This is a genomic window from Cellulomonas sp. P4_H12 (genome assembly GCF_056400905.1).
The window spans coordinates 13,236-34,775 of record NZ_JBFUKJ010000020.1 but is presented as its reverse complement, the minus strand read 5'-3'; the positions used below and the strand labels follow the sequence as shown (position 1 = coordinate 34,775).

21 protein-coding genes and 1 tRNA gene are annotated in these 21,540 nt (G+C 73.5%); 10 read left to right on the top strand and 12 right to left on the bottom strand.

The window, feature by feature from the left end; translation table 11 throughout:
• Positions 1-2: 2 nt before the first annotated feature.
• The 3 genes from AC1DQC_RS12760 to AC1DQC_RS12750 form a co-directional block, all read right to left on the bottom strand.
• The gene (locus AC1DQC_RS12760; protein WP_477051611.1) at positions 3-701 is read right to left on the bottom strand and encodes a GntR family transcriptional regulator; all 699 of its coding nucleotides are present in this window, start codon (positions 699-701) and stop codon (positions 3-5) included.
• Positions 683-2,173 (bottom strand): fumarylacetoacetate hydrolase family protein, encoded by a 1,491-nt coding sequence (locus AC1DQC_RS12755; protein WP_477051610.1) that lies wholly within the window; start codon positions 2,171-2,173, stop codon positions 683-685. The genes AC1DQC_RS12760 and AC1DQC_RS12755 overlap by 19 nt, the downstream gene beginning before the upstream one ends.
• A gap of 61 nt (positions 2,174-2,234) precedes the next feature.
• Entirely contained in the window at positions 2,235-3,011 is a 777-nt protein-coding gene (locus AC1DQC_RS12750) for an aldo/keto reductase (protein WP_477051609.1), read from the bottom strand.
• 210 nt (positions 3,012-3,221) lie between these two features.
• Between AC1DQC_RS12750 and AC1DQC_RS12745 the strand changes: the two genes are divergently transcribed.
• The 5 genes from AC1DQC_RS12745 to AC1DQC_RS12725 all read left to right on the top strand — a co-directional run bounded on the left by AC1DQC_RS12745 (position 3,222) and on the right by AC1DQC_RS12725 (position 7,284).
• Positions 3,222-3,683 carry a hypothetical protein gene (locus tag AC1DQC_RS12745; RefSeq protein WP_477051608.1) on the top strand — a complete coding sequence of 154 codons (462 nt, stop codon included), beginning with the start codon at positions 3,222-3,224 and terminating at the stop codon, positions 3,681-3,683.
• A 67-nt stretch (positions 3,684-3,750) separates the two neighbouring features.
• Positions 3,751-4,338, top strand: coding sequence for a methyltransferase family protein (locus tag AC1DQC_RS12740; RefSeq protein WP_477051607.1), 588 nt, complete (start codon positions 3,751-3,753; stop codon positions 4,336-4,338).
• 73 nt (positions 4,339-4,411) lie between these two features.
• Positions 4,412-5,239: a PhzF family phenazine biosynthesis protein gene (locus AC1DQC_RS12735; protein ID WP_477051606.1), complete on the top strand. Its 828-nt coding sequence runs from the start codon at positions 4,412-4,414 to the stop codon at positions 5,237-5,239.
• Between the two features lie 46 nt (positions 5,240-5,285).
• Positions 5,286-6,251, top strand: a complete 966-nt coding sequence (gene ligD, locus AC1DQC_RS12730; protein WP_477051605.1) for a non-homologous end-joining DNA ligase — start codon at positions 5,286-5,288, stop codon at positions 6,249-6,251.
• Between the two features lie 118 nt (positions 6,252-6,369).
• Entirely contained in the window at positions 6,370-7,284 is a 915-nt protein-coding gene (locus AC1DQC_RS12725; RefSeq protein ID WP_477051604.1) for a ketopantoate reductase family protein, read from the top strand.
• Between the two features lie 102 nt (positions 7,285-7,386).
• Here the strand turns inward: AC1DQC_RS12725 and AC1DQC_RS12720 are convergent.
• Positions 7,387-7,460, bottom strand: a tRNA-Met gene (locus AC1DQC_RS12720).
• A gap of 107 nt (positions 7,461-7,567) precedes the next feature.
• Positions 7,568-10,528 (bottom strand): UPF0182 family membrane protein, encoded by a 2,961-nt coding sequence (locus AC1DQC_RS12715; RefSeq protein WP_477051603.1) that lies wholly within the window; start codon positions 10,526-10,528, stop codon positions 7,568-7,570.
• Between the two features lie 164 nt (positions 10,529-10,692).
• On the opposite strand from AC1DQC_RS12715, the gene AC1DQC_RS12710 reads away from it, so the two are divergent.
• Positions 10,693-11,262, top strand: a complete 570-nt coding sequence (locus AC1DQC_RS12710; RefSeq protein ID WP_477051602.1) for a PPA1309 family protein — start codon at positions 10,693-10,695, stop codon at positions 11,260-11,262.
• 3 nt (positions 11,263-11,265) lie between these two features.
• On the opposite strand, the gene AC1DQC_RS12705 is transcribed toward AC1DQC_RS12710, so the two are convergent.
• A complete protein-coding gene (locus AC1DQC_RS12705; protein ID WP_477051601.1) occupies positions 11,266-12,375 on the bottom strand; it encodes a YlbL family protein in 1,110 nt (369 codons plus the stop codon).
• Between the two features lie 23 nt (positions 12,376-12,398).
• Positions 12,399-13,460, bottom strand: a complete 1,062-nt coding sequence (locus tag AC1DQC_RS12700) for an NAD-dependent epimerase/dehydratase family protein (protein WP_477051600.1) — start codon at positions 13,458-13,460, stop codon at positions 12,399-12,401.
• A gap of 65 nt (positions 13,461-13,525) precedes the next feature.
• On the opposite strand from AC1DQC_RS12700, the gene AC1DQC_RS12695 reads away from it, so the two are divergent.
• Positions 13,526-14,947, top strand: a complete 1,422-nt coding sequence (locus tag AC1DQC_RS12695; RefSeq protein ID WP_477051599.1) for a zinc-dependent metalloprotease — start codon at positions 13,526-13,528, stop codon at positions 14,945-14,947.
• Positions 14,948-14,962: 15 nt separating this feature from the next.
• Here the strand turns inward: AC1DQC_RS12695 and AC1DQC_RS12690 are convergent, their stop codons facing one another.
• Positions 14,963-15,655, bottom strand: coding sequence for a YgjP-like metallopeptidase domain-containing protein (locus tag AC1DQC_RS12690; protein WP_477051598.1), 693 nt, complete (start codon positions 15,653-15,655; stop codon positions 14,963-14,965).
• Positions 15,656-15,854: 199 nt separating this feature from the next.
• On the opposite strand from AC1DQC_RS12690, the gene AC1DQC_RS12685 reads away from it, so the two are divergent.
• Positions 15,855-16,013 (top strand): DUF5679 domain-containing protein, encoded by a 159-nt coding sequence (locus AC1DQC_RS12685; RefSeq protein ID WP_370504085.1) that lies wholly within the window; start codon positions 15,855-15,857, stop codon positions 16,011-16,013.
• A gap of 111 nt (positions 16,014-16,124) precedes the next feature.
• Positions 16,125-17,162 (top strand): thiamine biosynthesis protein ThiF, encoded by a 1,038-nt coding sequence (locus tag AC1DQC_RS12680; protein ID WP_477051597.1) that lies wholly within the window; start codon positions 16,125-16,127, stop codon positions 17,160-17,162.
• 1 nt (position 17,163) lies between these two features.
• Here AC1DQC_RS12680 and AC1DQC_RS12675 read toward each other — a convergent pair whose 3' ends face one another.
• The 3 genes from AC1DQC_RS12675 to AC1DQC_RS12665 form a co-directional block, all read right to left on the bottom strand.
• Positions 17,164-17,517 carry a WhiB family transcriptional regulator gene (locus AC1DQC_RS12675; protein ID WP_477051596.1) on the bottom strand — a complete coding sequence of 118 codons (354 nt, stop codon included), beginning with the start codon at positions 17,515-17,517 and terminating at the stop codon, positions 17,164-17,166.
• A gap of 142 nt (positions 17,518-17,659) precedes the next feature.
• Entirely contained in the window at positions 17,660-17,854 is a 195-nt protein-coding gene (locus AC1DQC_RS12670; RefSeq protein ID WP_477051595.1) for a hypothetical protein, read from the bottom strand.
• A gap of 150 nt (positions 17,855-18,004) precedes the next feature.
• Positions 18,005-20,005 (bottom strand): ATP-dependent helicase, encoded by a 2,001-nt coding sequence (locus tag AC1DQC_RS12665; protein ID WP_477051594.1) that lies wholly within the window; start codon positions 20,003-20,005, stop codon positions 18,005-18,007.
• Positions 20,006-20,180: 175 nt separating this feature from the next.
• Here AC1DQC_RS12665 and AC1DQC_RS12660 point away from each other — a divergent pair, with 175 nt between their 5' ends.
• Positions 20,181-20,441 carry a mycoredoxin gene (locus tag AC1DQC_RS12660; RefSeq protein ID WP_477051593.1) on the top strand — a complete coding sequence of 87 codons (261 nt, stop codon included), beginning with the start codon at positions 20,181-20,183 and terminating at the stop codon, positions 20,439-20,441.
• 31 nt (positions 20,442-20,472) lie between these two features.
• Here AC1DQC_RS12660 and nudC read toward each other — a convergent pair whose 3' ends face one another.
• Entirely contained in the window at positions 20,473-21,450 is a 978-nt protein-coding gene (gene nudC / locus AC1DQC_RS12655; RefSeq protein ID WP_477051592.1) for an NAD(+) diphosphatase, read from the bottom strand.
• Positions 21,451-21,540: the final 90 nt, after the last annotated feature.

Genomic DNA, 21,540 nt, shown 5'->3' with positions numbered 1-21,540 from the left:
CCTCACAGCGCCGGAGGGCCGGGGGGCTCGCCGGGGTGCTCGTGCTCGAGGAACGCGGCGAGCGTCCCCGACCGGTGGCGGCGCACGGCCTGCTCGATCTCCACGAGAGGGGCCTCGCTCTCGATGAGGACGAGGATCCCCTCGTGCTCCCGGACCGACTCGCGGGCGCGGTCCGGGACGAACGCGAAGATCGAGTCGCGGATGTGCCCGAGGCGCGCCCACTCGGCGTCGACCATCTCGAGCAGCCGCGGGTTGGTGCACCGGGAGTAGAGGATGTGGTGGAACTCCTGGTTGAGGGCGGAGAACGCGCGCGGGTCGAAGCGCTCGAGCGAACGGGTCATCACCTCGTTCACGGCGCGGGCCTGGCGCAGGTCGTCGGCGGTGAGGTTGCGCGCGGCGAGCGCCGTGGCGGCGCTCTCGACGATGCCGATCGCCTGCATGGCGTAGCGGTACTGGGTGTCGTCGACCATCGACACGCGAGCGCCGACGTTGCGCTCGAACGTGACCAGGCCCTCGGCCTCGAGCTGGCGCACGGCCTCGCGGACTGGCACCACGCTCATGTCCAGCTCGTTCGCGATCGTGCCCAGCACGAGCCGGTAGCCGGGCGTGAAGTCCTGCTGCGCGATGCGGTCCCGGATCCAGCGGTACGCCGCCTGGGACTTGCTCAGGCCCGGCGCCACCGTCACCGCGTCGCGCGCCACGCGTCGTACCTCGCTCTGGCCTGCGCGTCCATCGGGAAGAGCCCGTGCACCGGGTGCCCGGCCGCGACCTGCTGGGCGACCCACGCGTCCTCGTCCTCCTGGGCGAGCGCCGCGTCGACCACCTCCTCGGCGAGCGCCGGCGGCAGCACGATCACGCCGTCCGCGTCGCCGACGACGATGTCGCCGGGCTGGATCGTCGTCCCACCGCACGCGACGGTGACGTCGGCCTCCCACGGGACGTGCTTGCGGCCCAGGACGGCAGGGTGATTGCCGGCCGACCACACCGGGATGCCGACGGCCGCGACGGCGTCGGCGTCGCGCACCGCGCCGTCCGTGACGATCCCGGCGGCCCCCCGCGCGTGGGCCCGCAGCGCCAGCACGTCGCCCAGCGTCGCGGACCCGGTCTCGCCGCGCGCCTCGATGACGAGCACCTCGCCGGCGGCCACGGTGTCGAACGCGCGCTTCTGGGCGTTGTAGCCGCCGCCGTGCCGCTCGAAGAGGTCCTCCCGGTTGGGCACGAACCGCAGCGTCCGGGYGGTGCCGACGAGCTTCGCACCCGGGTGCATCGGCCGGACGCCGTCCACGGTGACGTTGTTCAGACCGCGTCTGCGCAGCTGGGCCGACAGCCCGGCGACGGGCGCGCGCAGCAGCTTCTCGCGCAGCGACGGCGAGAGCGCCGGCGCCAGTCCGGCCGCCTCGGGCGAACCCCACGCCTCGGACCGCTGCAGGTCGTCGACGGACGGCAGCGAGCCGAGCGCTGCGTCGAACGCGTCGTGCCCCTCGGTCACGGTGGTGACGAGGCGTCCGGTCGTCGGGCCGTCGGGGACGTCCACCTCGACCTCGACCACGTCGCCGGGGACGATCACGCTCGACCCGGCGGGCGTCCCCGTGAGGATGACGTCGCCGGCCTCGAGCGTGAGGTGCTGCGAGAGGTCCGCGACGATCTGCGCGAGGGGGAACAGCAGGCCCGCGGTCGTGTCGTCCTGCACCAGCCTTCCGTTCACCCAGGCGCGGACGCGCAGGGCCGCGGGGTCGACCGTCCGGGCGTCGAGGAGCTCCGGGCCGACGGGCGTGAACCCGTCCCCGCCCTTGGAGCGCAGGTTGGAGCCCTTGTCGTTGGCGCGCAGGTCGTACAGGCCGAGGTCGTTCGCAGCGGTCACCCAGCCGACGTGGCTCCACGCGTCGTCCAGGCCGACGCGGCGTGCCGGCGTGCCGATGACGAGCGCGACCTCGCCCTCGAACGCGAGGAGCTCGGTGCCGGCGGGCCGTTCGACCACTCCCCCGGAGGCCGCGACGGAGCTGGACGGCTTCAGGAAGTAGGACGGGTGGGCGGGACGGCGGCCGCGCTGGTCGGCGCGCGAGGCGTAGCTGAGGTGGACAGCGACGATCTTCCCCGGGCGGGACGGCAGCGCGCCGAACCCCTCGGGCGCGCTGTCGTCCGGCACGCTGCCGGGGACCGTGGACGTCGTCATCGACTCCCCCTCTGTCAGGTGAGGGGATCATATACGATCGCGCGACAGCGCGGCAACGGCCTCAGCGCAGGTCGTCGATCGCGTCCATCTCCGCGGGCGTCAGCTCGAAGTCGAGCACGTCGAGGTTGGCCGCGATCCGCTCCCGGGTGGTCGACTTCGGGATCACCACCACGTCGTGCTGAAGGTGCCAGCGCAGCACCACCTGCGCAGGGGAGACGTCGTGGGCGTGGGCGGCCTCCACGAGCGCAGCCGCGCGCAGGTCGGTGCGCTTGAGCGGGCTGTAGCCCTCGACGACGACGCCGCGCTCGCGGTGGGCCGCCAGCAGGTCGGGGTCGTGGTCGCGCGGGCTGTACGGGATCTGGTTCACGGCCGGCGCCTCGCCGGTGGCCTCCACCAGCTCGTCGATCTGGGCGATCGAGTAGTTGGACACGCCGATCGACCGGACGAGCCCCTCGTCGCGGACCTCCCGGAACACCTGCCACGTCTCGGGGGCGGCACGACGTCCCGGCGGCCAGTGGATGAGCCAGAGGTCCAGGTGGTCTGTGCCCAGGGCCGCGAGCGACTCGGTCAACGTCCGTCGGGCGCGGCCGGCGTGGTCCGGTGGCAGCTTGGTGGTGACGAAGACGTCGTCGCGGTCGATGCCCACGGTGGCCAGGGCGCGGCCGACCTCGGCCTCGTTCCCGTAGCCGGTCGCCGTGTCGACGTGCCGGTAGCCCAGCTGCAGGGCGGCGCTGACCGCGCGTTCGGCCTCACCGCCCTCCGACTGCCAGGTGCCGAGGCCGACGACGGGGATCTGCCCGCCGGGCAGGGTCAGGGTGGGGACCGGTACGGAGATCATCGCGCCAGTCTCACCCGGCACGGCCGGACCCGCCTTCCGGATCCGGCGCCGTCTCGTATCTCGGCGCGCGCTGGGGAGTCATCAGACCAGGGGGTCCACCTGATCCGACGCTCGCAGTGATCACGGGACTCTCTCTGGACCGACACGATGCGTCGCCCACCGCACCAGGGGCCGACGACCACAGCATCCCCACGGACGAAAGACCGTGCCATGACCAGCACGACCATGCACCGACGAGCTCACCTCGAGACCGTCATCGAGTTCGAGCTGGACCCGGACCCGGTGCAGGCAGCATCCCGCGACCTCGGCGGCCGTGCGTCGCACCTGCGTCGCCTGCTCGCCGTCACGGGCGTGACCATCGGTCTCGCCACCGCGGCCTCGATCGGGGCCGGCATCGCGACGGCGTCCTCGCCCGCGCACCCGCCCGCCGCGTCCACCGCCTCGCCGCACGAACCGGTCGGCGCGTCGTGCCACGCTGTCGGCTCCGCCGCAACGGGACCCGGCGAGCCGCACCTGCGGTGCATGGTGCCGGTCCTGGCCGCGCCCCCCTCGCAGGGCGCCGCCGAGCTCGCCCGAGCCCGGGCGCAGGCCCACGGCCCGGGCGCCGGCACGCACCGCAGGTGGGCGCCCGCCGACGAGCCTGTCGGGCCGCAGCGGACGACGTCGCCGTGACCGTGTCGGGCGCGTGGCGAGGGCACATCCGCCACCCTGCGCCCTGAGCGCAACCGATAATCCTCGTGTGCAGACGCCGTTCGTCGAGCAGGCCGACTGGGCTCGCTGGGTCCTGACCCTCACCGTCGGCGCATTCGTCGTGGGCGAGCTGTCGCGGGTGCTGCGCGTGCGGCGAGACGCGACCCGCACCGACCTGGGCGCCGAGCTGCTGTTCCGGGCGATGTTCGTCGCCGCCGTCCTGATGTTCCCGGTCGGTCGGCTCGTGGCACCGGACGCCGTGATCGGCGGCGACGCCTGGTCGTTCGTCCTCGGCGCGCTCGTCGCCTGGCTCGGGCTCCTGCTCCGCTGGTGGTCCTTCGCGGCGCTGGGCAGGTACTTCACCGTCGTCCTGGCGACGAGCGCCGACCAGCCCGACGTCGAGCGCGGTCCCTACCGGGTGCTGCGGCACCCGAGCTACACGGCCCTCCTGCTCGTCTGCGTCGGCTGCGGACTGATGGTGGGGAACTGGGTGAGTGCCGCTGGCTCATTGGCACTGCTCCTGACCGCGGTCGTGCACCGCATCCGGATCGAGGAGCGGGCGCTGATCGCGGCGATGGGAGACAGGTACCGCAGGTTTGCGGCCGGCCGCGCTCGGCTCGTGCCGTTCGTCTGGTAGCCGTCGACCTCGAAGGCCAGAGCCTTCCGATTGGACGTCGCGAACCGCGGCGCCCTGTGGTCACGATGAGCCCATGGAGATCCTGAGCTACCGAGCGTTCACCACCACCGAGCCGAACCCCGAGTCGGGGAACCCCGCCGGCGTCGTGCTGGACGCGGAGGGGCTCGACGACGCGGACATGCTCCGGATCGCGGCGGAGCTCGGCTTCAGCGAGACCGCGTTCCTCACCGCGATCGAGACGGAGGCCGCGCGGGTGCGCTACTTCACGCCACGCGCGGAGATCGCGTTCTGCGGCCACGCCACGATCGCGTCGGGCGTCGCCCTGGCGCAGCGCCGGGACGCGGCCTCCGTGGTGCGGCTCACGACCAACGCCGGTCTCGTCCCGGTCGAGGTGAGCGATCGGCGGGCGACCCTGGTCGCGGTCGACACGACGGTCGAGGAGCTCGACGCCGGCCTCGTCGACGAGCTGCTGAGCACGCTGCGCCTCGAGCGGAGCGATCTCGACCCCGAGCTGCCCGTGGCGCTGGTGCACGGCGGCAACCTGCACCCCCTGGTCCCGGTGCGCGCCGGCGTGCTGGAGCGCCTCGACCACGACAGCGACGCGGTGCTGGCACTGCAGGACGCGCACGGGTGGGACGGCACCGTGCCGGTGGTGCAGCGGCTCTCCCCGACGCGGTTCGCCTCGCGGAACCCGTTCCCGCGGGGTGGGATCCGGGAGGACCCGGCGACCGGGTCGGCTGCCGCCGGGCTCGGCGCGTACCTGCGGGCCGGCAGGCACCTCGACGTGCCGGCGACGATCACCGTCGACCAGGGTGGGGAGGTCGGGCGCCCCTCGCTCATCGTCGTCGAGGTCCCGCGCGACGGCCGGGTGCGAGTCACGGGCAGCGCCGAGGAGATGTAGCACCCCTCCACCAGCCGCAGAGGCAGGCGGGGCGCTTGAATGAGGCATGGCCCCGGACCACTCACCCGCCGTCGAGCTCGAGGTCGGGTCCCGCACGGTGCGGCTGTCCAACCCCGACCGCGTCTACTTCCCCGCCAGCGGGGCGACCAAGCTCGACCTCGCGCACTACTACCTCGCGGTCGGCGACGGGATCGTCCGTGCGCTGCGGGATCGCCCGTGCATGCTGCACCGCTACCCGACGGGCGTCGGCGGCGAGAAGGTGCACCAGAAGCGGTTGCCGCGCGGGGCGCCGCCGTGGATGGAGACGGTGGAGGTCTGGTTCCCGCGCTACGGCCGCACCGCCGACGAGCTGTGCGTGACCGAGCTGGCCCACGTGATCTGGGCGGTGCAGATGTCGACCGTCGAGTTCCACCCCTGGAACAGCCGCCGGGCCGACACCGAGAAGCCCGACGAGTGGCGCATCGACTTGGACCCGATGCCGGACTGCCCCTTCGACCGGGTGCGGCGGGTGGCACACGTGGCGCACGAGGTCCTCGAGGAGCTGGGCGCGGTTGGCTGGCCCAAGACCTCCGGCGGCTCCGGCCTGCACGTCTACGTCCGGATCGCGCCCGAGCACGGGTTCGCGGACGTGCGACGAGCCGCGCTCGCCTTCGCGCGGGAGGTGGAGCGCCGCGCACCGGACGATGTGACGACCGCGTGGTGGCGGCGCGACCGGGACCCGTCCCTCGTGTTCGTCGACTACAACCAGAACGCGCGCGACCACACCATCGCCTCGGCCTACTCCGTGCGCGGAACCCCGGACGCCACCGTCTCGACGCCCCTGCGCTGGGACGAGATCGACGACGTCGATCCCCGCGACTGCACCCTGCACACGGTGCCCGCACGCTATGCCGAGGTCGGCGACCTCCACGCCGGCATCGACGACGCGGTGTTCGACCTCGCGCCTCTGCTGCGCTGGGCCGAGCGGGACGAGCGCGACGGCGCCCCGGTCCCCCCGGAGGGCGAAGACTGAGCCTGCAACGCTGTGCCGCCGTCGGGAATCGTGCTCGTGGGAATCCGGCGTGGCTGCTCCGCTGTGCGTCGATGCGGTTGACTGACGGCACCAGACAATGGCGGTCGGAGGTGCACCGATGCGGATTCTGGTGCTCGGCGCCGGGGTGATCGGCAGCGTGTACGCGAGCAGGCTCCTGCGGGCCGGGCACGACGTGATCCTCCTGGCCCGCGGTCCCCGTCTGGTCGACCTGCAAACGCGTGGCCTCGTCCTCGAGGATGCGGAGTCCGGGCAACGCTCCGTGGTTCCGGTGCCCTCGGTCGGCGAGCTCGCGCCAGATGATCGCTTCGACCTGGTGCTGGTCCCCGTGCGGGCTGAGCAGCTCCCCGGCACCCTGCCGATCCTGACGGGCATGACGGACGGCTCCGACGTGCTGTTCTTCGGCAACACCGCCACCAGGCAAGCCGACCTGTCGGCCGCCGTGGGTAGCCGTGTCCTGTTCGGCTTCCCGGCGGTGGGAGGCACGCTCGAGGGCCCAGTCGTCAGGTACGTGCTGATCAGTCAGCAGCGGACGATGCTCGGCGAGTCGGACGGCAGCACCAGCCTCCGGGCCAGGCGCCTGCAGGGTGTTCTCACGGAAGCCGGGTTTCCCACCCTCATCAGCGCCGACATCGAGAACTGGCTCGTGGGGCACGCGGCCTTCGTCGTGCCGATCGCGTTCGCGCTCTACCGCGTCGGCGGCGACCCGGCCGCCCTCGCCGCCGATGCGGCCACCATGCGCCTCATGGTGAGCGCCACCCGCCAGGCGTTCGCCGCGCTGCGTGCCCACGGCAACGCCGAGATCCCGATGAACCTGCGCAGTCTGTACCGCCTCCCGACGAGACTCGTGATCGCCTACTGGCGCCGTGTGCTTGCCGGTCCCCGGGGAGAGCTGTGGTTCGGCGCACACAGCCGAGCGGCCCCCGAGGAGATGCACGAGCTGGCCGAAGCGCTGCGTACGGCCCTGAGACGCACCGGGCGTCCCACGCCCGAGCTCGAGCGTCTGCTGGCATGACGACGCGCCCACCGGACCGCCCCTCGGCGGAATGGCAGAGCCGGAGATGAGTGCGCGAACGACGAAGGCCCGGACCACATGGTCCGGGCCTTCGTCTTCTTGTAGCGGGGGCAGGATTTGAACCTGCGACCTCTGGGTTATGAGCCCAGCGAGCTACCGAGCTGCTCCACCCCGCGTCGGTGAGTACAACTTACCCCAGCCCCGGTGGCCCACCAAATCGCGAGGCCCGGATCGGGGCCCGACCGGCGGTGGCGTGCGTCACCACCGCCGGTCGGGTCCGCGGTCACTGACCGAGGCGCGTCTCCGCGTCGACGGCGTTCTGCACGGCCGTGTCGAGCCGCTTCTGCGCCTCGCCGTAGGCCCCGAAGTCCCCGATCGCGAGGGCGGCCTGGCTGTCGGCGATGGCCTGCTTGGCCTGCTGCAGCGCGCGGTCGAGGTCCGCGCGGGCGGTCGCGTCGGTGCCGGTGTCGGTCGGCGGCGGGGTCTCGGTCCCGGTGGCCGGTGGCGTGCCGGTGCCGGTGTCGGGCGAGGTGCCGGCGTCGCCCGCGTCGGCTCCCGAGTCGCCTCCGAACACCTGGTCGAGGGCGCCGTCGAGCGTGTCCGCGAACCCGATGTCGTCGCCGAACGCCACGAGCACCCGCTGCAGCAGCGGGAACGTGGTCCCGGTCCGGGCCTGGACGTACACGGGCTGCACGTACAGCAGCCCGCCGCCCATGGGCAGCGTGAGCAGGTTGCCGCGCACCACCTGGGAGTCGCCGCGGCCGAGGATGTTGAGCTCGTTGGAGACGGTCGGGTCGGCGACGAAGTTGTTGTTGACCTGCCCGGGTCCGGGCACGGTCGAGTCGCGTGGGAGCTCGAGCAGGCGCATCTTCCCGTAGTCCGCCGAGGGTTTCCCGGCCTCGCTGCCCGCGTCGGCGTCCACGGCGAGATACCCCGTCAGGACGTTGCGCGCGTTGGTGCCGGTCGGGATGAACGACGACATCAGCGAGAAGCTGGCCGAGTCCTGGTCCGGCATCTTCAGCGTCAGGTAGTACGGCGGCTGCGGCACGGCGACGCTGCTGGTCGGGTCGTTCGGGTTGGCCCAGAAGTCGTTGCCGGAGAAGAACTGACCGGCGTCGGTGACGTGGTACCGGGCGAGCAGGTAGCGCTGCACCTTGAACAGGTCCTCGGGGTAGCGCAGGTGGCTCATGAGGTCGCCGTCGATCGAGGACAGCGGCTCGAGCGTCGACGGGAACGTCCGGTTCCACGCCTTGAGGATCGGGTCCTCGGCGTCCCACGCGTAGAGGGTGACCTTGCCGTCGTACGCGTCGACCGTGGCCTTCACGGAGTTGCGGATGTAGTTCACGGTCTTGGGCTGCAGGGCCTGCACCGTCTCGGAGGACTCGGTGAGGGAGTCCGTCGTCGCCTCGTCCAGCGGGCGCGACGCCGAGTACGGGTACTGGTCGGAGGTGGTGTAGCCGTCGACGATCCACTTGACCCGACCGTCGACCACGGCCGGGTACACGCGCCCGTCGAGCGTCAGGTAGGGCGCGACCTTCTGCACGCGCTCGCGCGGGTCGCGGTCGTAGAGGATCTGCGAGTCGCTGGTCACGCGGTCGGAGAACACGATCTGCTCCGAGCCGAACTTCAGCGCGTACAGCAGCTTGGTCAGCGGGTTGCTGATCGACGGGCCGGCCGACACGGTCTGCGTCGGGAAGGTGCTGTTCACCGCGCCGCCCGAGGCGTCGTCGGGGTAGTCCAGCTCCCACGGCTTGGTGCCCTCGGGGGCGCCGACGATCGAGTACGTCGGGGCCTTGGGGCTGAAGTAGATGCGCGGCTCGTACTCGCCCATCGAGCCCGTCGACGGGATGCCGCCCTCCCAGAAGGCCGGTCCCCCGCGCACCGCGGTGGTGTTGCCGTAGGCGGCGACGACACCGAACCCGTGGGTGTACACCGTCGAGTCGTTGGTCCAGTTGCGCTGCTGCGCGTCGAGGCCCTCGAGCGACAGCTCACGCACGGCGATCACCGTGTCCCGGCTCTGGCCGTCGATCGTGTACCGGTCCACCGACAGTGAGTCGGGGAAGTCGTAGAAGGCGCGGATCTGCTCGAGCTGCTTGAAGGACGGGCTGACGATCTGCGGGTCGAGGAGCCGGATCGACGCCGTGGTGTCGGCGTCGGCCCGCAGCGCCCCGGCCTCGGCCGTGACCTTGGCCTTGTAGTCCGTCTTCTCGACGTCGTCGAGCCCGTACGCGTCGAGCGTCGCGCCGATGTTGCGCTGGATGTAGTCCGCCTCGGCGTCCTGCTGGTTGGGCTGCACCTGGAAGCGCTGCACAACGGCGGGGTAGATGCCGCCGACCGCGATCGCGGCGACGACCATGAGCCCGACGCCGATGGCCGGCAGGCGCCAGTTGCCGCGGACCGCGGTCACGATGAACATCGCGGCGACGAAGATCGCGATGCCCGCCAGGATCGCCTTGGACGGGATGACCGCGTGCACGTCGGTGAACGAGGCGCCCGCGAACTTCTGGTCCCGCTTGGTGTTCATGAGGATCGAGTAGCGGTCCAGCCAGTAGCTCGCCGCGATGAGGAGCATGAGCACGGCCGCGATGATGGACAGGTGCACGCGGGCCGCCCGCGTGGTGCGCGGCGCTCCCCCGCGCGGGCCGCCGACGCGCAGGCCGCCGTAGAGGTACTGCGTGGCGAGCGCGCCGATGCCCGCGAGCACCGTGACCGCCATGAGGAACGAGACGACGAACCGCAGGCCGGGCAGCGTGAACAGGTAGAAGCCCAGGTCGATGCCGTACTGCGGGTCCGTCTTGCCGACGGACGCGCCGTGCATCCAGAGCTGGATCGTCTGCCACTGCTGCGACGCCGCGGCGCCGGCGAACAGGCCGAGCACCGCCGGCCCGACGATCATCACCAGGCGCCGCAGCGGCTCGATCGCCTCGCGGTACTGGTCGAGGTTCGCCTGCTCCTGCGTCGACGGCGCGTACACGGGACGGGACCGGTACCCGAAGCTCAGGCTCCAGAACACCGCCCCGGCCATGATGGCGAACCCGAGCACGAACAGGATCGCGCGGGTGCCCCACTCGGTCGCGATCACGTTGGTGAAGCCGAGCTGCCGGTACCAGAGGACCTCGGTCCACACCTGGGCGAGGATCAGCACCAGGATGACGAGCGCCCCGAGGACGACGAGCGTCGGGGCGAGGGCACCGCGTCGCCGCGGGGGCGCCGAGCGGGGTCGGGGCGGGCTTCCGAAGGTCACGGCGTGGCGGTCCTCGTCGTCGGCAACAGGAATGAGCACAGGTGGTGCGGGACTGCAGAGCACGGTCGCGGACCGCGTCGAGCGACGCGCCAAGACGCGCACCACTCGCACGCTGAACGTGCCGGCCGAGGCACAGGTTCCCACACGGATGCGACCATGAGGGGGTGGCTTCAGACCCTGTGGACCCCGTCCCCTCCGACTCCCCCGCCCTCACCGCTCTCGTCGACTCCGTCCGGGAGATCGAGCACCACGTGGCCGCCGCGGGCTGGGACGGCCCGGTGCGCGTCTTCGCGCTCGTCCGCACGCAGGCGATGCTGACCACCGAGCCCGGGCTCGCCGCCCAGCTGGACCCCGCGGTCCTCGCCGCGGCCCGCGCGCAGCCCTGGCACCTCACGTCGGTCGAGCAGGAGGAGCTGCCCGAGGCGCCCGACCTGGAGACCCTGCTCGCCGGCCTCTCGTGGCCGGCGACGGTCGACGGGATGGCCGTCACGGTCGAGCGCGTGGTGCTGCCGCCCGCCGCCGAGGAGGCCATGCCGCAGGACACCGACGCGGCCCTGGAGTACCTGCTGAGCCACCCCGAGCGGCAGGACGTGCGCCTCGTCGTCGGCGCCCTGCGCGACGGGCCCGCGTGGTGCGCGGTCCGCACGCGCGCGAACGACGTCGACGAGCAGGTCGGTCAGGGTGCGGACCTCGTCCCGGGCCTGGTCGCCGCGGTCCGGACCACCCTCGAGTAGCCCCTACTTCGTGCAGGTGGGCAGGTCCGCGCCCGTCCCCGCACCGATCTTGGTGATCGCCTCGCGCGCCTCGTGCAGGGTCGAGATGCGCACCACGCGCAGCCCTTCGGGGACGTGCCCGACGACCTCGTCGCAGTTCGACTCCGGCGCCAGGAACCAGGTCGCGCCGTCCCGGTGCGCACCCGCGAGCTTCTGCCGGATGCCGCCGATGGCCCCGACCTCGCCCGTGACGTCGATGGTCCCCGTCCCGGCGATGTCCTTGCCGTTCGCCTCGTCCTCCGGCGTCATCTTGTCCACGATGCCCAGGGCGAACATGGTGCCGGCGCTCGGGCCGCCGATGTCGTCGATGCTGATGGTCACGTCGACCGGCAGGTCGAAGGTCGGGTCGATGTACACGCCGATCTGCGCGCGCCCGTCGTCCTTGGTGCCGGTGACGATCGGCACGTCCACGGTCTGGCCGTGCCGGCGGACCGTCAGCGTCACCGTCGACCCCGGGTCGACGCCGTCGAGCTGCGCGATCAGGCCCTGGTAGTCGGGTACCGGCGTGCCGTCCAGCGCCACGATGACGTCGCCCTCCTCGACCTTGCCCTCCGCGTCGGTGCCCTTGACCGTGCCGGCGACGACGAGCGTGGCCGGCACCTCGTAGCCGAGCTCCGTCAGGGCGGCGACCGTCGCGTTCTCCTGCGAGGACACCATCTCGGCCGTGTTCGACTTGTCGATCTCGTCCTGCGTCTGGTCGGGCGGGTACAGCAGCTCGACCGGCTGCACGACGACCCACGGCGACAGCCAGCCCTGCAGCACGCCCACCGCGCTGGACGGGAAGCCGGGTCCGCCGGTGCCCGACACCGTCGTCAGGCGCAGCTCGCCCGTCGAGTCGTAGGTCTCGGCGCCGGAGATCTGGATGAGCGGGGTGCCGTCGTGCTCGCCGAGCACGTCGCGCGTCGGACCCGGGCTGTTCACGGCGTACGGCACCGGGAGCACCACGAGCACCGCGAGCAGCAGCGCCGTGACGAGCATCCCGACCGACAGCATGATCGAGCGCGGGCTGACCCGCTCGGGCTCGTCGGTGATCTGGGCGGAGCCGTCGAACGGGGAGGGGGGCTGGTCGAGCACGTCCACATCATCCCTTGCCCGGCTCATGGTCGCCGACGCGCCCGCGCCTGGCGCCAGATGGCGGCGGTGCCGATGAGCGCGACCGCGGCCCCGGCCGCGCCGAGCGCCGCCGCGTCGCGCGTGCCCACCCGGCGCCCGGCCACGGCCAGCCGACCCTGCACGCCCTCCAGCAGCACGTCGAGGCAGGCCGCGCTCGACCAGAGGGGCTCCCAGCCCGCTGCCCGCAGACGGTCGGCCGCGACGGTCCACGGGTAGACGACGAACGCGAGCTCGGACGCCGGGGCCGGCAGCACGCCGACCCGGTGCAGCCGCTCGGCGGTGCCGAACGCCGTGGCCGCCGCCAGCTCGATCCGTCGCATGCCGGCGGCCGCCTCGACCTGCGCGGGCTCCAGCACGTCGTCGGCCCCCACGGTCAGCACACCCGCCAGCCCGTGCTCCACCGCGAACCGCGCGGCCCCGGCGACGTCGTCGACGTGGACGAACTGCCACTGCCGGGTTGCCCCGCGCACGGTGAGCAGGCGCGGCGCCTCGAAGTGCCGCGTGACGAACGTGTCGACGCCGGCCCCGACGACGGCGGCCGGCCGCAGGACCGTCACCAGCGGCGACCGGCGGCGGCTGCCGCGCGCCAGCACCGCCTCGGCCGCGAGCAGGTCGCCCACCAGACCGTCGCGCGCCACCTCGTCCGCACCGGGCAGCGGGTCGGCGTCCCGGATCACCGGCCGGTCCGGCCACGCCCCGTAGACGAGGGCCGACGAGACGGCCACGACGTGCCGCGCGCCGACGGCCCGCGCGGCCGCCAGCCCCCGCTGGGTGTGCGCGACGATCGCCGCCTCCCGCTCGCGGCGCCCCTTGACCGCGGTGCCGACGAGATCGCCGGGGTGCGCGACGAGCACGACGACGGTCGCGCCCGCGAGCACGTCGGCCGGGCTCTCCGCAGGCAGCTCGTCGACCGTCCGCACGTGCCCGCCCCAGGCAGCGGCGACCGCGGCCGCGATAGGCCCCTGCCCCACGACGACGACCTCGTCGGCGCCCTCCGCCGGCTCGGGACGCGTGCTGCGCCCTGAGCGAATCTGCTCGCCCACCATCCCTCGTTCCTGTGCTGCGCGGTTACCGTGGTCCGCAGCCGGCCCTATCGTCGCAGGAGGTCCACGTGAGCCCCGACAACTCCGCCGTCCCCGGAGCCGATGGTGGCGTGCCCGCCTGGGAGCAGGTGATGCGCGCGATGCTGGGCGACAGCGCGGACGAGGCGATCCGCGAGCTGCAGGAGCGGGGGTTCGATCCCGCCGCCATGGCCGCCGCCTCGGGCCTGCCCGACGACCCCGCCGCGCTCCAGCAGGTGTTCGCGCAGGTCCAGGCGCTGCTGTCCGCCTCGGGCGACGACCCCGTGAACTGGCAGATGGCTCACGACCTCGCCCGCCAGCAGGCCGCCGCCGGCGGCGACCCGTCGCTCACCGCGGCCCAGAGCCGGCAGGTGCTCGATGCGCTCGCCGTCGCCGAGCTCTGGCTCGACGCGGCCACGGACCTCCCGCCGTCCACGGGGGCCGCACGCGCCTGGAGCCGGGCGGAGTGGGTCGAGGCGACGCTGCCGACGTGGCGGACGCTCACCGAGCCCGTCGCGTCGTCCCTGTCGACCGCGCTCGTCGGCGCGCTGGGCGGAGCCCTCGGCGACGACTCGGACGACCAGCCCATGCTCCCCGGCGGCATCGAGCCCGGCCAGCTGCTGCGGCAGCTCGGCTCCGCGGTGTTCGGCATGCAGGTGGGCCAGGCCGCCGGCACCCTCGCGCACGAGGTGTTCGGCACCACCGACATCGGCCTGCCCCTGCTGGACCGGCCCGCCCCCGCGCTCGTCGCCGCCAACGTCGACGCGTTCGCCGAGGGACTGGATGCCCCCGCCGAGGAGGTCCGTCTCTTCCTCGCCCTGCGCGAGGCGGCAGCGACCCGGCTGTTCACCCACGTGCCGTGGCTGCGCTCGCACCTCCTGGCCACCGTCGAGACGTACGCGCGCGGCATCACCATCGACGCCGACCAGCTGGAGGAGGCCGTCCGCTCGATCGACGTGACCGACACCGCGGCACTCCAGCAGGCCCTCTCCGGCGGCGTCTTCGCACCGCACACCACGCCGGCTCAGGTCGCCGCGCTCGAGCGCCTGGAGACCGCGCTCGCGCTGGTCGAGGGCTGGGTCGACGAGGTGACGGCCACCGCCGCGCTCCCCCACCTGCCGCACACCATGGCGCTGCGCGAGATGATCCGCCGCCGCCGCGCCGCAGGCGGGCCCGCCGAGCAGACGTTCGCCAACCTGGTGGGCCTCGAGCTGCGACCGCGCCGGCTGCGGGACGCCGCGGCGCTGTGGGCCCACATCGGTCGCGACGACGGCCCCGCGGCCCGCGACGCCGTGTGGGACCACCCCGACCTGCTGCCCGGCACCGAGGACCTCGACGACCCGTCCGGCTACGCCGCGCGCCGCGCCACGGCGGTCGACGACGCCGCCGAGGTCGACCGCGCGCTGGCGGAGATCCTGGGCGAGGACCCGGATGCCGGGCCGAACGCCCCGACGGGATCCGACCCCAGCTGAGGGACGCGGCCGCGCTCAGCGGTCCCGGTCGGAGTCCAGCTCGAATTCCAGCTGGCCGATCGCTTCGTCGTCGTCGGCGAGCTCGTCGTCGGCCACCTCGTCCGTGACGACGTCCTCCGGCTCGTCGAGGCCGCCGTCGTCGACCTCTTCGGCCGGGACGTCGTCGCCAGGCTCCGGCTCCCCGCGCTCGTCCGCGCCCCGCTCGGCCGCGTATGCATACCCCTCGAGGAAGCCCCGGGCGCGCATGGTGCGCGGGTAGCCGTCCAGCTCGGCCCAGAAGTCAGGTCCGTGCCCCGCGTGCAGCAGGTGGGCGAGCTCGTGCAGCAGCACGTAGTCGAGCACCCACCTCGGCATCCCGCGGACGCGGTCGGAGATCCGGATGGTGCCGTCCGACGGGGTGCACGACCCCCACCGGCGACCCTGGTTGCTCGACCAGCGCACGCTCGTGGGCTGCACCCGGCCGCCGAGGTACCGGGCCGAGAGGTCGGCGGCACGCGACGCGAGCTCGTCGTCCGACGGTCGCCGCCGCCGCTCCTGCGCCGCGAGCCGGGCGAGCATGCGGCGGACCCACTCGTTCTCCTGCGCCCGCGTGAACCGCGCCGGGATGGCGACGATGGTCCGGTCGCCCTCGCGCCAGGCCGTCACCGTGCGCACGCGCTTGCGCGAGCGACGGATCTCGACCTGCGACAGGTCCTGCGTGGGCTGCACAGGTGCACGGTAGCGCGCGCCACGGACGGAGGCGTCGCGCCCCGCTTCACCCACCACCACACGGCGCGTCCTGCACGATTCCGCGGGCTGTGGGCACCTCGACTACTACTGTGGACGCGCGCGGGCGTTGGTGCACCAGCACGCCCGGCCGCCGGCCGGCGGACCCCCGGTCCGGTGCACGACACCGAGGGAGGGCCCCATGGCCGAGACGTATGCAGGCGAGTTCTACTGCGTGAAGTGCAAGGAGAAGCGCGAGGCCGAGGGCGACGTCGTGATCTCGGAGTCCGGTCGCAGGATGGCCAAGGCCACCTGTCCGGTCTGCGGCACGAAGCTCAACCGCATCCTCGGCAAGGCCTGAGCCCACCAGGATCGCCCAAGGGCATCGTCCGCTCGGACGGTGCCCTTCGGCATGTCCGGCGCCTGTGGACGACCCCCGCCGGCGCGCGGGGCGCGCTGCCAGAGTGACCGCATGCGACTGCGAGCCGGGCTGCGGGTGCTGCGCCGCACCGCCACCGAGGTCCAGGTGGGCACCGACCCCCGCTGGGCCGTCCGGCTGCCGGACCTCACCCGCGCCGAGGCGGACCTGCTGCTCGCGGTCGACCCGCGCACCGAGCTCACCGGGCTGGACTCCGTCGCGGCCGGTGTCGGCGTGGACCCCGACCGGGTCCGCGGCATCGTCGGCACCCTGGCGGCCGCCGGTCTGACCGAGGACCTGCCGGTGCGGCCGCTGCTGCGCGGCCCGGCCGCCGTGGATGCGGACGTCTGGTCCCTGCTGCGCCCGGACGGCGACGGACCCGGGCTGGTGCGCGGGCGTGCCGACCGCGTGGTCGGGGTGCTCGGGCTCGGGCCCACCGGGCTCGGCATCGCGGTCGGGCTCGCGGCGGCCGGCGTCGGCACCGTGCTGGTGGACGACGCGCGGCCCGTGCGCTCCACCGACGTGGGGGTCTGCGGCTACCGCTGGTCGGACGTCGGATCGGTCCGCGACCAGGTGGCGGCGCGGCTGGTGCGCGACGTCGCACCCCACGTGTCGACCGTGTCCGACCGGCGCCCCGACGCCGTGGTCCTCGTCGAGGACCGGGTCGCCGATCCCCTGCGCAGCCCGGTGCTCGTCGCCGGCTCGACGGTCCACCTCTCGGTCGTCGTCCGGGAGGCGGACGTCGTCGTCGGCCCGTTCGTCGTCCCGGGGGCCGGTCCGTGCCTGCGATGCCTCGACCTGCAACGTGCTGATGCTGACGCCGCGTGGCCGTCGCTGCGCGACCAGCTGCGCGCCGACCCGGTCGCCCCCGGCGAACCGGGTCCCGTCGCCACGGTCTGCGCCGGGATCGGGACCGCCGCCGTCCTGGCGCACCTCGACCGCGAGCCCGGGCTGGCGCCGGGCGCCACGTTCGAGGTCGGCCTGCCCGACGCGGTCCCCCGCAGACGCACGTGGGCGGTGCACCCCGAGTGTGGGTGCACCGCCCTCCCGGCGTCGCTGGTGCGCGAGCAGGGACGTGTCACGGCCGGCTGAGTCAGGCCGCGGGAACCGCGTTCTTCCGGGGGCGACCGCGACCGCGCTTGGTCGCGACGACCACACCGCCGACGAACACCTCGCCGCCCCAGACGCCCCAGGGCTCGGCCCGCTCGATGGCGCCGGCCAGGCAGCCCTCGATCAGCGGGCACTCGCGGCAGAGAGCCTTGGCCTGCTCCACCTCGGCGGTCCGCTCGGCGAACCACAGCTCGGGGTCACCCGACCGGCACGGGATGAAGTCGGCGACCATCTGGTCGAAGGTCTGGCGGTCGTCAGTCGCCGAAGTGCTGTCGGTGAGGGGCCAAGCGCCGGATCCGCCCTGGTTCACCGTGTCGAGCAGCGTCGTGAGCCGCACGATGTCCTCCTGATGTCCTTGCTGGTGAGGGTGTTGCGTCGGTGCCGGACCGACCGCCCACCCGTCCACCCGACTCATCGGGAGAAACAGAAAGGCCGCGGGTCCGAGTTCGGACTCCGCGGCCTGAGGCCCCTTGTGGGGGTCAGATCATGGGAGTCCGGATCAGGTGCTGACGGGGATCGGTCGCCGTACGACGCTTCGCAGGGCCGCCCGTGAGCTCCAGGGCGCCGCCGCCGATGGGCAGGGCGATCCCCTGGGACCGGAACGTGACGGGTGCGACGAGTCGCGGAAGGAACGCATAGGCGTTCGGCGTCGCGATCATCGTGATGCTCTCCATCAGTGCACCCACCCCCTCTCCGGCTCGGACCCTCGCATCTTCTGCGCGATCCCTCTACAAGGACGTCGCCCACCCTAGGACAGGCCCGGAAACGCGGACAACCGATTTAACGAAGATTCGTCGACTAATTTCTGCCAAGCCGAGAACGACTCATCGCGCCGGTGCGTGCAGGGCCGCGCGCACGGTCGCGAGGACGTCCTCACCGATGCCGGCGAGCGTGGTCGGGCCGACCCCGCGCACGGCGCCGAGCTCCTCGAGCGTGGCGGGGCAGCGCTCGGCGATGGCCCGGATGGTCGCCGACGTCAGCACCGACGCCGGCTGGCGACGGACCTCGGCCGCGTGGGCGTCCCGCCACACGGTGAGGCGATCCACCACCTCCTGCTGGCGGTCGTCGAGCTCGCGTCGCGGACCGGCCGGGCGGCGGCGTTCGTCGGGCCACAGGTCGGTGAGGAAGCGCGAGACGCCCCGGCTGGCCCGGGCGCGCGGGTGCCTTGCGCGCGAGTACGACAGCTGCAGGTGCTCGCGCGCGCGGGTGATGCCGACGTAGAGCAGGCGCCGCTCCTCGGCGATCGCCGCGTCCGTCTGCGCCTGGACCGTCGGCAGCAGCCCGTCCGAGAGCCCGACCAGGAAGACGGCGTCCCACTCCAGACCCTTGGCGGCGTGCAGGGACGCGAGCGTCACGCCCTCGACCGTCGGCGCATGCTGGGCCGCGGCACGCTCGTCGAGCTCCGCGACGAGGTCGGACACCGTCGGCTCACCCCCGCCTGTCGTCGGGGCCGCGGCCAACGAGTCCGCCAGCGTGACCAGGGCCTGCAGCGCGTCCCACCGCTCCCGCGACGCACCCCGGCCCTCCGGCGGGCTCTCGGTCCAGCCCGCCGTGCGCAGGATGTCCCGCACCGACTCGGGCATCGGCACCCCGGGGTCGGCCGCCCGCGCCCCGCCCCGCAGCAGGACCATCGCCTTGCGCACGTCCGCGCGGGCGAAGAACCGGGCGTTCCCGCGCACCTGGTACGCGATCCCACGGTCGGCGAGCGCCGCCTCGAAGGCCTCCGACTGCACGTTCGTCCGGAACAGCACCGCGATGTCCGCGGGCGAGACGCCGCGGCGCACCAGGTCCGCGATGGACTGCACGACGCCGGCGGCCTCCGCGTCGTCGTCCGGGTAGGCGACGTACGCGACGTCGGGCCCGTCCGGGCGCTGCGCGCGCAGGGCGAGCGGGGCGGGACCGCCCGCCTTGCGGGCCGCATCCATCACGTGGTTGGCGAGGCTGACCACCTGCGGCGTCGAGCGGTAGTCGCGCACCAGCTCGACGGTGGTCGCCCGCGGGTAGGTGGCCGTGAACGAGGTGAGGTGGTGGGCGGTCGCACCGGCGAACGAGTAGATGGTCTGGCTCGGGTCGCCGACGACGCACAGCTCCTGGCGACCGCCCAGCCACTGGTCCAGCAGGTACTGCTGCAGCGGGCTGACGTCCTGGTACTCGTCGACGACGAAGTGCTGGTACTGCTCGCGGACGGACTCAGCGACATCCCGTCTCTCGGCCAGCATGGCCGCGAGCAGGAGCAGCACGTCCTCGAAGTCGATGACGCCCTGCTGGTCCTTGGCCGACTCGTACGCCGCCATCAGGCGGGCCACCGACTGCGGGTCGACGCCGCCCGGGCCGGGGCGGTCGGTCGCGGCCGCCGCCTTCGCGTAGTCGTCCGCGGTGACCAGCGAGACCTTGGCCCACTCGATCTCCGAGGCCAGGTCGCGCACGCTCTCGCGGTCGGTCTCGAGCCCCACCAGGGTGGCGGCGTGCGCCACGAGCTTGACCTTCTGCTCGAGGATCCGCGGCGGCGGTCCCCCGACGACCTTGGGCCAGAAGAAGCCGAGCTGGCGCAGCGCCGCGGCGTGGAAGGTCCGGGCCTGGACGCCCGACGCGCCGAGCAGCCGCAGCCGCGTGCGCATCTCCCCCGCCGCCCGCGCCGTGAACGTCACCGCCAGCACGTTGGCCGGCCTGTACGCGCCGACCTGGATGCCGTAGGCGATGCGGTGCGTGATCGCCCTGGTCTTGCCCGTGCCGGCACCGGCGAGCACGCGCACGGGCCCACGCAGCGAGGTCGCGACGGCGCGCTGCTCGGGGTCGAGCGCATCGAGGAGGGCTTCGGCGGACATCGGGCACAGTCTCGCAGCCCGCGCCCACACCCCGTGCCGCCCTGTGCACGTCCGGTCCTGTCTCGGTCAGGTACCGTCGCCCGTCCGTGCGACCCGGGAAGAGACCGGGGCTCGCGGACGTTCACGTCGTGGGCGACGATCTCGCCCGACGTCCCGACCAGCGACCGAGGAATCGATGACCACGCAGACCCTGCCCGACGCCGGCACCATCACGATGTACTCCACGACGTGGTGCGGCTACTGCCGCCGGCTCAAGACGCAGCTGGACTCCGCCGGCATCGGCTACACCGAGGTCAACATCGAGGAGCACCCCGACGCCGCGGCGCTCGTCGAGTCGCTCAACGGGGGCAACCAGACCGTCCCGACGGTCGTGTACCCGGACGGGTCCGCCGCGACGAACCCTTCGCTCGCGCAGGTGCGCGCCCGCCTCTCCTGACCGCGGGCTCGTCTGACCGGCTCCGCTGTCCTCAGAGCGGTCCGCCGAACCACTCCTCCACCAGTGCCCGCGCGATCGACGCCCGGCCCGGTGGGATGACGTCGCCCGACCCGACGGCCGCCGCGAGCTCCTCGCGGGAGAACCACCGGGCCTCGGTGAGCTCGACGCCGTCCACGGTCACGTCGGTCGACTCCGCGGTCGCGCGAAAGCCGAGCATCAGCGACGCGGGGAACGGCCACGGCTGGCTCCCGCGGTAGGACACGGCACCGACCAGCACACCGGTCTCTTCCGCCACCTCGCGCCGCACGGCGTGCTCGAGCGACTCCCCGGCCTCGACGAAACCCGCGAGCGTCGACCACCGGCCCGCCGCCCAGTGCGCCGCGTGCCCCAGCAGCAGCCGGTCGTCGGCGTCGACGACCGCCATGATCACCGCGGGGTCGGTGCGCGGGTAGTGCTCGGAGGCGTCGACGACGCAGACCCGGGTCCAGCCCGACTGCGCGACGCGCGTCTCGGCGCCGCACCGCGGGCAGCGGGGGTGCCGGGCGTGCCACGAGTCCAGCGCGACCGCCGTCGTGACGAGCCCCGCCTCCTGCGCGGTCAGGCCGGCGCCGATGTCGCGCAGCGAGGTCCAGCCCAGGCCGTCGGGCAGGACCGGCTCGGGGCCCGGGTCCGGGGCGGACGGCGCAGAGTGGACCAGCACGTCGGCCGCCTCGCCGACGCGCGGGGCCGGCCGGCGCTCGGGCACCCGCCGGGCCAGGTACGTCTCGCCGGCGTCGCTCCGCCCGAGCAGCAGCCAGTCGCCGGGGCCTGGCAGGATCGCGGCGACGCCCTGCGGCGAGAGCAGCGTCACCCTCGGCTCAGGGCTCGCGACGACCGCGCCGTCGCACACGAGCAGGACGCGGGTCGCCTCGTCGGCGAGGGCTCGAGGCACCACCTCGTCGTCGCCACGCAGCAGCGCGGCTCGGTCGATGCCGGCGCGGGACAGCGGAAGGTCATCCGGAACGATCACGCGGTCACGGTACGCGGCGCCCCGTTTCCGGACGATTCGGGCGGAGACACGCCGGGCCGCTCGACCGGGACCGGTCGATCGCCCGCCTAT

Coding starts and splice junctions, on each gene's coding strand:
- AC1DQC_RS12750 (WP_477051609.1), bottom strand. CDS start 3,011: ATGATCTCCGTACCGGTCCCCACCCTGACCCTGCCCGGCGGGCAGATC.
- AC1DQC_RS12745 (WP_477051608.1), top strand. CDS start 3,222: ATGACCAGCACGACCATGCACCGACGAGCTCACCTCGAGACCGTCATC.
- AC1DQC_RS12735 (WP_477051606.1), top strand. CDS start 4,412: ATGGAGATCCTGAGCTACCGAGCGTTCACCACCACCGAGCCGAACCCC.
- ligD (WP_477051605.1), top strand. CDS start 5,286: ATGGCCCCGGACCACTCACCCGCCGTCGAGCTCGAGGTCGGGTCCCGC.
- AC1DQC_RS12725 (WP_477051604.1), top strand. CDS start 6,370: ATGCGGATTCTGGTGCTCGGCGCCGGGGTGATCGGCAGCGTGTACGCG.
- AC1DQC_RS12700 (WP_477051600.1), bottom strand. CDS start 13,460: ATGGTGGGCGAGCAGATTCGCTCAGGGCGCAGCACGCGTCCCGAGCCG.
- AC1DQC_RS12685 (WP_370504085.1), top strand. CDS start 15,855: ATGGCCGAGACGTATGCAGGCGAGTTCTACTGCGTGAAGTGCAAGGAG.
- AC1DQC_RS12680 (WP_477051597.1), top strand. CDS start 16,125: ATGCGACTGCGAGCCGGGCTGCGGGTGCTGCGCCGCACCGCCACCGAG.
- AC1DQC_RS12670 (WP_477051595.1), bottom strand. CDS start 17,854: ATGGAGAGCATCACGATGATCGCGACGCCGAACGCCTATGCGTTCCTT.
- AC1DQC_RS12665 (WP_477051594.1), bottom strand. CDS start 20,005: ATGTCCGCCGAAGCCCTCCTCGATGCGCTCGACCCCGAGCAGCGCGCC.
- AC1DQC_RS12660 (WP_477051593.1), top strand. CDS start 20,181: ATGACCACGCAGACCCTGCCCGACGCCGGCACCATCACGATGTACTCC.